The organism is Streptomyces sp. NPDC051020 (assembly GCF_040683105.1).
Taxonomy (GTDB): domain Bacteria; phylum Actinomycetota; class Actinomycetes; order Streptomycetales; family Streptomycetaceae; genus Streptomyces.
Map to the genome: position 1 here is coordinate 90,276 of NZ_JBFBCG010000022.1, position 10,676 is coordinate 100,951.

Annotated in this window: 10 protein-coding genes; 4 read left to right on the forward strand and 6 right to left on the reverse strand. The window is 68.2% G+C overall.

All coding sequences use genetic code 11. The features are described from left to right. Positions 1–36: 36 nt before the first annotated feature. Positions 37–657, reverse strand: coding sequence for a heme-copper oxidase subunit III (locus AB0N06_RS14780; protein WP_366135068.1), 621 nt, complete (start codon positions 655–657; stop codon positions 37–39). Between the two features lie 187 nt (positions 658–844). Between AB0N06_RS14780 and AB0N06_RS14785 the strand changes: the two genes are divergently transcribed. Continuing rightward, entirely contained in the window at positions 845–1,246 is a 402-nt protein-coding gene (locus tag AB0N06_RS14785) for a hypothetical protein (protein WP_366135069.1), read from the forward strand. 75 nt (positions 1,247–1,321) lie between these two features. Here AB0N06_RS14785 and AB0N06_RS14790 read toward each other — a convergent pair whose 3' ends face one another. The 4 genes from AB0N06_RS14790 to coxB all read right to left on the reverse strand — a co-directional run bounded on the left by AB0N06_RS14790 (position 1,322) and on the right by coxB (position 5,796). After that, on the reverse strand, positions 1,322–2,578 hold the full coding sequence (locus tag AB0N06_RS14790) for an Ig-like domain-containing protein (protein WP_366135070.1): 1,257 nt from the start codon (positions 2,576–2,578) through the stop codon (positions 1,322–1,324). A gap of 127 nt (positions 2,579–2,705) precedes the next feature. Then, positions 2,706–3,104, reverse strand: a complete 399-nt coding sequence (locus AB0N06_RS14795) for a cytochrome c oxidase subunit 4 (RefSeq protein ID WP_366135071.1) — start codon at positions 3,102–3,104, stop codon at positions 2,706–2,708. Further along, positions 3,101–4,837: a cytochrome c oxidase subunit I gene (gene ctaD, locus AB0N06_RS14800; protein ID WP_366135072.1), complete on the reverse strand. Its 1,737-nt coding sequence runs from the start codon at positions 4,835–4,837 to the stop codon at positions 3,101–3,103. Before ctaD ends, AB0N06_RS14795 begins: the two co-directional genes overlap by 4 nt. Further along, complete coding sequence (gene coxB / locus AB0N06_RS14805; RefSeq protein ID WP_366135073.1) at positions 4,834–5,796, reverse strand: cytochrome c oxidase subunit II; 963 nt, start codon at positions 5,794–5,796, stop codon at positions 4,834–4,836. Before coxB ends, ctaD begins: the two co-directional genes overlap by 4 nt. Positions 5,797–6,198: 402 nt before the next feature. On the opposite strand from coxB, the gene AB0N06_RS14810 reads away from it, so the two are divergent. Further along, complete coding sequence (locus AB0N06_RS14810) at positions 6,199–7,581, forward strand: aminotransferase class V-fold PLP-dependent enzyme (RefSeq protein WP_366135074.1); 1,383 nt, start codon at positions 6,199–6,201, stop codon at positions 7,579–7,581. A 10-nt stretch (positions 7,582–7,591) separates the two neighbouring features. On the opposite strand, the gene AB0N06_RS14815 is transcribed toward AB0N06_RS14810, so the two are convergent. Further along, the gene (locus AB0N06_RS14815; RefSeq protein ID WP_366135075.1) at positions 7,592–8,566 is read right to left on the reverse strand and encodes a carbohydrate kinase family protein; all 975 of its coding nucleotides are present in this window, start codon (positions 8,564–8,566) and stop codon (positions 7,592–7,594) included. A 157-nt stretch (positions 8,567–8,723) separates the two neighbouring features. Here AB0N06_RS14815 and AB0N06_RS14820 point away from each other — a divergent pair, with 157 nt between their 5' ends. After that, positions 8,724–8,921, forward strand: coding sequence for a hypothetical protein (locus AB0N06_RS14820; RefSeq protein WP_366135076.1), 198 nt, complete (start codon positions 8,724–8,726; stop codon positions 8,919–8,921). A gap of 139 nt (positions 8,922–9,060) precedes the next feature. Further along, positions 9,061–10,509 carry a hypothetical protein gene (locus AB0N06_RS14825; protein ID WP_366135077.1) on the forward strand — a complete coding sequence of 483 codons (1,449 nt, stop codon included), beginning with the start codon at positions 9,061–9,063 and terminating at the stop codon, positions 10,507–10,509. Positions 10,510–10,676 lie beyond the last annotated feature (167 nt).

Sequence of the window (10,676 nt, forward strand, 5' to 3'; positions counted from 1 at the left end):
GCGTCGATGCTGGATGTGGTTCGGGTTCGAGCCCGGTTACTTGATCATGTAGATCGTGGCGAAGAGGCCGATCCACACGACATCGACGAAGTGCCAGTAATAGGACACGACGATGGCAGCGGTCGCCTGTTCGTGGGTGAACCTCTTGGCTGCGTATGTCCTGCCCAGAACGAGCAGGAAGGCGATGAGACCGCCTGTCACATGCAGACCGTGGAAGCCGGTGGTCAGGTAGAACACCGAGCCGTACGGGTCGGAGGACAGCGAGAGGCCGTCCGTCTTCACCAGCTCGGTGTACTCCAGGACCTGGCCTCCGATGAAGATCGCACCCATCACGAAAGTGATCACGAACCAGGCACGGAGCTTCTTCACATCGCCCCGCTCCGCGGCAAAGACGCCGAGCTGGCAGGTGAGGGAGGAGAGCACCAGGATCGTGGTGTTCGTCGCCGAGAACGGGAAGTTCAGGGCCGAGGCCATTTCCTTCCAGTGGTCGGGACCCATCACCGATCGCAGGGTGAAGTACATCGCGAAGAGGGCCGCGAAGAACATCAGCTCGGAACTCAACCAGATGATGGTTCCGACGCTGGTGAGGTTCGGTCGATTGACCGACGGGTGCGCGTGCCCGGTTTCTACTGTCGTTGCTGTCGCCACGACCGACATTATGTCGGTCGCTTATCCCGCCCTCACTCCGGGGGGTGCCGTTCGGTGTGTCAGCAGGGTGTGTCCTCCCCGAACGGCCCATCGAATCCGCGTCATTACCGGTGCTGACAGGCTGTCCGCCGGAGTACGATCCGCGCATCGGTTCATGCCCCGAGAGCCCCGAAGACACAGATGTCACGGAGGAACAATGCAGCCGACCGCCACGGTCCTGGTCTACAGCGACGACGCCAACACCCGTGAGCAGGTGAGGCTGGCCGCCGGTCGCAGGCCTGCGGCGGACGTGCCACCGCTGGAGTTCGTGGAGTGCGCCACCCTGCCCGCCGTCCTGACCGCTCTGGAGAGCGGTGGCATCGACGTGTGCGTGCTGGACGGCGAGACGGCCCCGGCGGGCGGCATGGGCGTCTGCCGGCAGATCAAGGACGAGGTCTTCCGCTGTCCGCCGGTGCTCTTGCTGATCGGGCGCCCTCAGGACGCCTGGCTGGCCACCTGGAGCCGCGCGGACGCCGCGGTGACCCTTCCGGTCGAACCGGTCGAGTTCGCGGACGCCCTGGCCGCTCTGCTGCGCAACAGGCTCTGCGCAGACGCCTGACGGGCCCGGGACCCGCCGCGGCGGCATCCGCGGCTCTCCATGTCCCACCGAGGGGCAGCGCACTCCCCTGGCCGGTCAGACCTCGGGGCGCAGGCGCGCCGCCTGGATCGTGTCCGAGCGGTCCGGCGTGGTGTTGTTGTGCAGGGCGCTGCCCTTCTGCCAGTTGGCCCAGGACAGGTTCCAGTCGCCGTAGCCGTTGTCGAACGGTGTCATCGTCGCGCCCTGGCTGCCGACGACCTTGACGATGTCCCCCTCGCGCACGGTGTTGAAGAACCACTCGGCCTGGCTGGTGCTCATGCCCGTGCAGCCGTGGCTGACGTTCGCGAACCCCTGTGAGCCGACGGACCAGGGGGCCGCGTGCACGTATTCGCCGCTCCAGGTGACGCGGGTCGCGTAGTAGACCTGCAGGTCGTACGAGTCGGATGAGCCTGCCGCGATGCCGATCGTCTCCCCGCGCATGCGTACGCGGTACTCCTTGCTCAGCACGACCTTGATGCCGTTGCGGGTGTCGAAGCCGGGCCTGCCGGTGGTCACCGGAATGGTCTTGATCACTCGTCCGTTGCGCTTGACCGTCATGGTGTGCGCCGAGGCGTCGGTGGTGGCCTCTATGCGGTCGCCGGTAGTGATCTTCAACGCCTTCGCGGGAGCCCCGTACAGCGTCTTGGTGACCTTGATGCCCGCCAAGGTGCTGGTCGCCTCGATGGTGGCCCTGGCGGGCCAGTACTCCTGCGGGCGGTAGTGCAGGGTCTTGTCGTCGACCCAGTACCAGGAACCCGGCACGGAGGGCGTGGACCGGACCTTCAGGGAGCGCTCCACGGTGGCCCTGGCGGCCTTGTCCCTGACCGGAGCGCTGAGTACCGCCGTAATGGGCTGTCCGACGCCGTAGGTGCCCGCCTGCGGGCCGAAGACGACCTTCAGGAACTTCTTCGCCCGGGCCGTCTCGAAAGCGAGCGTACGGGCGCCCGGGGAGCCGTCGTCGTCCTCGACACTGACCTTGACGGTGTATCGGGTGCCCGCGGCAAGCGGGGCGGTGGAGTGCCAGCGACTCCCGTCGGCGGCGAGTTCGCCCGCGAGATGGTGTCCGGCCGCGTCCACGGCCGTCACGTCCGTGATCCGGCCGTCGTCACCCGTGACGGTGACTTCGAGGGGTCTGTCGGGATCAGCCTTCTTGCCCCCCTCCGGGGTGTTGAAGGAGATCTCGTCCGCCGCGTCGTACGGCTGCGCAGACAGCGGATGGCCATCGGGCCCGCCACAGGCGGTCGCCCCTGCAACCAGGGTCACGACCAGCAGTGTGCAGCTCGCTACGGGCCGGAAACGCGGCGTGAGGTTCATGAACCCACGCTAAGAAGATTCATCAGTTTCAGCGCGTCGGATGACTGCAAACGGGGGGCCCGCACTTCTCGTGGAGGAGAAGTGCGGGCCCCCCGTCAGGTGGAGCGGTGTCACCGGTGGAGCGGTGTCACTGGGTGCGGTTCTCACCGCGGTAGTACTCGAAGACCCAGCCGAACAGACCGATCATGATGACCGGGACCGAGAAGTAGAGCAGCCACCATCCGAAGATGATTCCCAGGAAGGCCAGGGAGCCACCGATGGCCAGTGACAGCGGCTGCCAGCTGTGCGGGGAGAAGAACCCCACCTCGCCGGCCTCGTCCGCGACATCGGCTTCCTTGTTGTCCTGAGCCATCGCGTCGACGCGCTGCGCCGTGAAGGCCAGGTAGAAGCCGATCATGACGCTCAGACCGAAGCCCAGGACGAGCGCGGTGGTACCGGCAGGCTCCTTCGACCACACGCCATAGGTGATTGCCATGGCGAGGATGAAGACGCTCAGCCAGAGGAACATCTTGCCCTGGATCTTCACTTGCCGGCCTCCTTGCCACCAGCGAGGGCCTTGTCAGCCTCGGAGTGGTGCTCCAGCTGTTCGAGCGCCGAGATCTCCGGGTGGTGCAGGTCGAACGCCGGGGATTCGGAGCGGATCCGCGGCAGGGTGAGGAAGTTGTGCCGCGGCGGCGGGCAGGAGGTCGCCCACTCCAGCGAACGGCCGTAGCCCCACGGGTCGTCGACCTCGATCTTCTTGCCGTACTTGGCGGTCTTCCACACGTTGTAGAGGAACGGCAGCATCGACAGTCCGAGGAGGAACGAGGAGATCGTCGAGATCGTGTTCAGCAGGGTGAAGCCGTCGGCGGCGAGGTAGTCCGCGTAACGACGCGGCATACCCTCCGCGCCGAGCCAGTGCTGCACCAGGAACGTGCCGTGGAAGCCCACGAACAGCGTCCAGAACGTGATCTTGCCGAGCCGCTCGTCCAGCATCTTGCCGGTGAACTTCGGCCACCAGAAGTGGAATCCGGAGAACATCGCGAAGACCACGGTGCCGAAGATGACGTAGTGGAAGTGCGCGACGACGAAGTACGAGTCCGAGACGTGGAAGTCCAGCGGCGGCGAGGCCAGGATGACGCCGGTCAGACCACCGAAGGTGAAGGTCACCAGGAAGCCGACGGCCCAGAGCATCGGTGTCTCGAAGGACAGCGATCCCTTCCACATCGTGCCGATCCAGTTGAAGAACTTCACACCGGTCGGTACCGCGATGAGGAACGTCATGAACGAGAAGAACGGCAACAGCACACCGCCGGTGACGTACATGTGGTGCGCCCACACGGTCACGGACAGGCCCGCGATGGCGATCGTGGCGCTGATCAGGCCGATGTAGCCGAACATCGGCTTCCGGCTGAACACCGGGATCACTTCGGAGATGATTCCGAAGAACGGCAAGGCGATGATGTACACCTCTGGATGGCCGAAGAACCAGAAGAGATGTTGCCAGAGCAGCGCGCCGCCATTGGCCGCGTCGAACACATGCGCACCGAACTTGCGGTCCGCCTCCAGCGCGAAGAGCGCGGCGGCGAGCACCGGGAAGGCCAGCAGGACCAGCACACCGGTCAGCAGGACGTTCCACACGAAGATCGGCATCCGGAACATCGTCATGCCGGGTGCGCGCATGCAGATGATCGTGGTGATGAAGTTGACCGAACCGAGGATCGTGCCGAAGCCGGAGAAGGCCAGACCCATGATCCACATGTCGGCGCCGACACCCGGCGAACGGACGGCGTCCGAGAGCGGGGAGTAGGCGAACCAGCCGAAGTCCGCCGCACCCTGCGGGGTGAGGAAGCCGGCCACCGCGATGATCGAGCCGAAGAGGTACAGCCAGTACGCGAACATGTTCAGCCGCGGGAACGCCACGTCGGGCGCGCCGATCTGCAGCGGCATGATCCAGTTCGCGAACCCGGCGAACAGCGGCGTCGCGAACATCAGCAGCATGATCGTGCCGTGCATCGTGAACGCCTGGTTGAACTGCTCGTTCGACATGATCTGCGTGCCGGGACGGGCCAGCTCGGCGCGCATGAAGAGCGCCAGCAGACCGCCGATGCAGAAGAACGCGAACGACGTGACCAGGTACATCGTGCCGATCGTCTTGTGGTCAGTGGTGGTCAACCACTTGACGACGACGTTTCCCGGCTGCTTCAGCCGGACCGGCAGCTCGTCCTCGTACGAGTCGTCTGCTGCCGCGGCACCCTGAGGTTCGTTGAGGATGCTCACAGTTTGTTCGTCTCCGCATTCCTGGCCGGGTTCGTCTGCTCGATACCGGCCGGCACGTAGCCCGTCTGACCCTTCTTGGCCAGCTCCTTGAGGTGCGCCTGGTAGCGCTCCGGGGAGACAATCTTGACGTTGAAGAGCATCCGGGAGTGGTCGACGCCGCAGAGCTCGGCGCACTTGCCCATGAAGGTGCCCTCCCGCTTGGGAGTCACCTCGAAGGAGTTGGTGTGGCCCGGAATGACGTCCTGCTTCATGAGGAACGGCACCACCCAGAAGGAGTGGATGACGTCACGCGAAGTCAGAACGAAGCGGACCTTCTCGCCCTTCGGCAGCCACAGGGTCGGACCCGGGTTGCCGTTCTGCGGGTTCCGGGTGCCCGGGATGCCGACGTCGTAGACGCCTTCCGCACCCTCGGGGAAGTCCTTCCGGAGCCGGTCGGGGATGGCGTCGAGCTCCTTGGGGATCTTTTTCCCCGTGGCGGTCGAGCCGTCCACGTTCTCGATGTAGTTGAAGCCCCAGCTCCACTGGAAGCCGACCACGTTGACGGTGTGGGCGGGCTTCGGGGAGAGCGTGAGGAGCTTCGATTCATCGCGCGCGGTGAAGTAGAACAACACCGAGACGATGATGAGAGGGACCACGGTGTACAGCGCCTCGATGGGCATGTTGTACCGGGTCTGCGGAGGTACCTCCACCTTGGTGCGGCTGCGCCGGTGGAAGATGACACTCCACAGGATCAGGCCCCAGACCAGCACACCCGTGGCGAGCGCTGCCGCCCACGAGCCCTGCCAGAGGGAAAGGATCCGTGGTGCCTCTTCCGTTACCGGCGTAGGCATACCAAGGCGGGGAAAGTCCTTGTATGTGCAACCGGTGGCGGTCGCCAGAATCAGGCCCGCAGTCAGCACCTGCGGCAGCTTCCGCCGCATCGGGCGCCGCGACGAGCGGTCGGAGCCGTTGGGACTCACGTAGCGCCTTCCCGAGAGTCTCGCCCGCGTGTTCGGCGCGGCCGTCTGTCTGGTCGGTCGCCGCCCTGACACGGGCAGGGGTTTGGATGTTTATGCGGACCAAACCCTACTGGACGCTATTTGGGGTCGCGCGGGGAGGGTGCCCAACGCGCCGCCCGACACCCCGAAGGGGTGGAATCCGGGCCTCCGGCCGCCATCTGACGGGCCCTCTCCTGACTGCGTGAGCGGCCCGCCCCGAGGCGGCGGCGGGCGCGAGCCAGTGCCGTGACCGGCCATGTCTGCCCTACGAGGAGCGCCGTCCGGTGCATGCGATCGCCAGACGGTCTTATGGCCGACGCGGCGAGCGGGCGTGCCGGACGGCGCGACGGCAAAGCCTGCCGGGAGGGGCACTAGCGTGGACATGTGCCCTACTTCGATGCCGCATCCTCCGCACCTCTGCACCCCGTAGCCCGCCAGGCGCTGCTTGCCGCGCTGGACGAGGGCTGGGCCGACCCGGCCCGCCTCTACCGGGAGGGGCGGCGGGCCCGGCTGCTGCTGGACGCGGCCCGGGAGGCCGCCGCGGAGGCGGTGGGGTGCCGCCCGGACGAGCTGGCCTTCACCTCGTCGGGAACCCGGGCGGTGCACTCAGGAATTTCCGGAGCCCTCGCCGGGCGTCGGCGTGTCGGCCGCCATCTGGTGGTCTCGGCGGTCGAACACTCGTCGGTGCTCCATTCGGCCGCCGCCCATGAGGCTCAGGGCGGGACGTTCGCCGAGGTGCCGGTGGACCGGGCGGGGGCGGTGAGCGCGGCGGCGTACGGGGAGGCCCTGCGCGAGGACACCGCGCTGGCCTGCCTGCAGTCCGCCAACCACGAGGTCGGTACGGAGCAGCCGGTGGCCGAGGTCGCGGAGGCCTGCCGGGCGGCGGGCGTACCGCTGCTGGTGGACGCCGCGCAGTCGCTGGGCTGGGGTCCGGTGCCGGGCGGCTGGTCGCTGCTGGCGGCCAGTGCCCACAAGTGGGGCGGACCCTCGGGGGTGGGGCTGCTCGCCGTACGCAAGGGGGTCCGGTTCGCGCCCCAGGGTGCGGCGGACGAACGGGAGTCGGGGCGGGCCGCCGGGTTCGAGAACATCCCGGCCGTCGTGGCGGCGGCGGCGTCGTTGCGGGCCGTCCGGGCCGAGGCGGCGGCGGAGTCCGTACGGCTGCGGGCGCTGGTGGACCGGATTCGAGCCACGGTGGGCTCGGTCGTGCCCGATGTGGAGGTGGTCGGCGATCCGGTGCGGCGGCTGCCGCACCTGGTGACCTTCTCCTGTCTCTATGTCGACGGGGAGACACTCCTCCACGAACTGGACCGTGAGGGATTTTCCGTGTCGTCCGGTTCGTCCTGCACGAGCAGCACGCTCACACCGAGCCATGTGCTGAAGGCGATGGGAGTGCTGTCGGAGGGCAACGTCCGGGTGTCCCTGCCGGCCGGCACCACGGAGGAGGACGTCGACCGCTTCCTCCGGGTGCTGCCGGGGGTGGTGGCAGGGGTACGGGAGAGGCTGGGCGCACCTGTCCCGCCCGCCCCCTCCCCCGCGACGGCCACGTCCCTGGTGGTCGACTCGCTGGGGAAGCGGTGCCCGATCCCGGTGATCGAACTCGCCAAGGTGATCGGAGAGGTGCCGGTGGGCGGGACGGTGACCGTGCTCTCCGACGACGAGGCTGCGCGGCTGGACATCCCCGCGTGGTGCGCGATGCGGGAGCAGGAGTACGTGGGTGAGGAGCCGACGGACCGGGGCTCGGCCTATGTGGTCCGCCGGCTGTCGTAGCGTTTCCGGATCAGCGCAGGTGGGCGCGGACCTCTCCGGCGGCGTCGTGACCGTACGCCTTGGTGAAGCGGTCCATGAAGTGGGTGCGGCGCAGGGTGTACTCCTGGGTGCCGACCGTCTCGATGACCAGCGTGGCGAGCATGCAGCCGACCTGCGCGGCGCGTTCCAGGCTGACGCCCCAGGCGAGGCCTGACAGGAAACCGGCACGGAAGGCGTCACCGACGCCGGTCGGGTCCGTCTTCGTCTCCTCCTCCGGGCAGCCGACCTCGATGGTCTCCTGGCCGGCCTGCTCGATCCGGACGCCGCGGGCTCCGAGCGTGGTGACGCGGTGGCCGACCTTGCCGAGGATCTCCTCGTCGGTCCAGCCGGTCTTGGACTCGATGAGCCCCTTCTCGTACTCGTTGGAGAAGAGGTACGTGGCCCCGTCGAGGAGGATCCGGATCTCGTCGCCGTCCATGCGCGCGATCTGCTGCGAGAAGTCGGCGGCGAACGCGATGCCCCGGGAGCGGCACTCCTCGGTGTGGCGGAGCATCGCCTCCGGGTCGTCGGCGCCGATCGAGACGAGGTCGAGACCGCCGACGCGGTCGGCGACGGCCTTCAGCTCGATCAGCCGGGCCTCGCTCATCGCGCCCGTGTAGAAGGAGCCGATCTGGTTGTGGTCGGCGTCCGTCGTACAGACGAAACGGGCGGTGTGCAGGACCTCGGAGATCCGCACCGAGCCGGTGTCGACGCCGTGCCGGTCGAGCCAGGCACGGTACTCGTCGAAGTCGGAGCCCGCGGCGCCGACCAGGATCGGGCCGGTACCGAGCAGGCCCATGCCGAAGCAGATGTTGGCGGCGACACCGCCCCGGCGCACATCGAGGTTGTCGACCAGGAAGGAGAGCGAGACCGTGTGCAGCTGATCGGCGACCAGCTGGTCGGCGAAACGGCCGGGGAAGGTCATGAGGTGATCGGTGGCGATGGAGCCAGTGACTGCGATGCGCACGGGAAGACTGCTCCTGCGGGGTCGGGGGAACGGGTGTCCGCGTTCCCGGGACGGCGTGACAGTTCACGCTACCCGTTCACCGCACTTGCCCTGAACGGGAAAAACTACCCGATAGTAGGCCTTTTATCCTGAGGTCTGCGGTGCCTACGGTGCGGACATGCCGAACAACATCGCCCCGCGTGAGTCCGAGATCAGCCTGGCCGAGCTGCGCGGTGACTGCGCACGGATGGCTCCGCACTGGGTCGTACCCGCCAAGGCCGCCCCCGCCCCCGTCGCGCCGTCCCTGATTCATGGTGTCACCGTTCCGGACGCGTCCGCACGGCTGATCGACGCGATGTCCGAGTACGGCGACTGACGGCCGCCACCGCTCGCTTCCGGCGCCCTCGGGGAACCGGGTGCCTCCCTGCTCCGTCCCACCCCTGTCCGCACTCGCGGGACAGGCGATGGCCGTGCGACGGTCATGGTGACGGCAACGCAGTCGAAGGAGCGATCCGGTGAGCACCGAGCGACCCGACAACGACGTGACTGCCCCCTGGCGGCGGCGGTCGCCGCTGGCCGTGGCCTCAGTGGTGGCAGCGGTGCTGCTCGCCGGGGGCGGCAGCGCCTACTGGGCTGCCGCGGACGGCGGCAGCGGCCCGAGGGGCAGCAGTGCCCGCACGCTTCCCCTGCTCGCGCTCGACGAGGGTGCGTCGAGCCCGACGGCACCGCAGGAAGGTATCGCCCCGGGCGAGCCCGACCCCAGCGGTGACGGCGTGGTCTACCGCGCGTCCGGCAAGCTGCCCGACGGCCCGGCCAAGGCCGCCGTCCACCGCGCGAAGGGCACCGTCTCCGCGGCGGAGGTGACCCGGCTGGCGAAGGCTCTGGGCCTGGAGGGCACTCCGCGGGCCGAGGGCGAGGCCTGGAAGGTGGGGTCGGACGGGGACGGCTCGGGTCCGGTCCTGCGGGTGAACAAGCAGGCGCCTGGCACCTGGTCCTTCGCCCGCTTCGGCTCCGGCGGAACGGACAACTGCCGGAGCACGACGGCGTGTGGGGGCAAGGACGCGGCGCCGGGCGGCACGGGATCGCCGGTGAGCGAGAACGCTGCCAAGGCCGCCGCCGCGCCCGCGCTGAAGGCGTCGGGCCAGGACGATGCCGCCCTCGACGCGTCCCAACTCATGGGCTCGGTAAGGGTGGTGAACGCGAACCCGGTGGTGGGCGGGCTGCCCACATACGGCTGGGCGACCGGGATCCAGGTGGGGCCGGACGGTCACGTGGTCGGCGGCAGCGGGCAGTTGAAGAGCCTGGAGAAAGGTGCGGAGTATCCGGTGATCAGCGCGGACGATGCGCTGAAGCAGCTGAACAAGGTCGGCCGCTCGGCCGCTTCACGGAGCGGCGTCGGCGGGTGCGCCACCTCCGTACCGCTGGAGGAGGGCGAACCGAAGCCGCCGGCTGCCACCTGCGGGACACGGACCGGAGCGGAGCGGGGGACGACGACCGTGACGGTCGACAAGGCGGTCTTCGGCCTGGCGATGCGGTACGTGGACGGCGAGCAGACGCTCGTACCGTCGTGGCTCTTCTCGGTGCGGCCGGCGGCGGGCGGGACGGGCAACACGGTGGCCCAGGTCGCGGTGGACCCGGACTCGCTGGCGAAGAAGCCTTCGAAGGACCCGAGGCCGGATTCGGGCACGGGGGACGCGTCCCGGTCCATGCATCAGCTGAACTCGTACACCGCGGACGGCCGGACGCTGAGGGTGACGTTCTGGGGCGGGGTGTGCAGTACGTACGCGGCCAGCGCGACCGAGAGCGCGAACGCGGTACGGGTGACGATCACCGAGTCGACCCCGGACCCGCAGAAGGTCTGCATCATGATCGCCAAGGAGCTGACGCGGACGGTGACGCTGGACGCCCCGCTGGGTGACCGGAAGGTGCTCGACGCGGCGGGCGGCACGGTGCCGCGCGGCTAGGGCGTGTTTCGAACGTCCCGCCTGCCGGGCGGCCCTACGGGCGGACGACGCTACTTTCGAAACACGCCCTAGGCTTGTTCTTTAACCTCTGCCAGGTTGTGGCTGGTCCCGAGCCGGAGGTTGCTCAGATATTCGATCGTCGACAAGCGGGTGACTTGGCAGACTGC

Bases quoted from the DNA above. Each gene is read 5' to 3' on its own strand.
- AB0N06_RS14780 (WP_366135068.1), bottom strand. From the start codon at position 657: ATGTCGGTCGTGGCGACAGCAACGACAGTAGAAACCGGGCACGCGCAC.
- AB0N06_RS14785 (WP_366135069.1), top strand. From the start codon at position 845: ATGCAGCCGACCGCCACGGTCCTGGTCTACAGCGACGACGCCAACACC.
- AB0N06_RS14790 (WP_366135070.1), bottom strand. From the start codon at position 2,578: ATGAACCTCACGCCGCGTTTCCGGCCCGTAGCGAGCTGCACACTGCTG.
- AB0N06_RS14820 (WP_366135076.1), top strand. From the start codon at position 8,724: ATGCCGAACAACATCGCCCCGCGTGAGTCCGAGATCAGCCTGGCCGAG.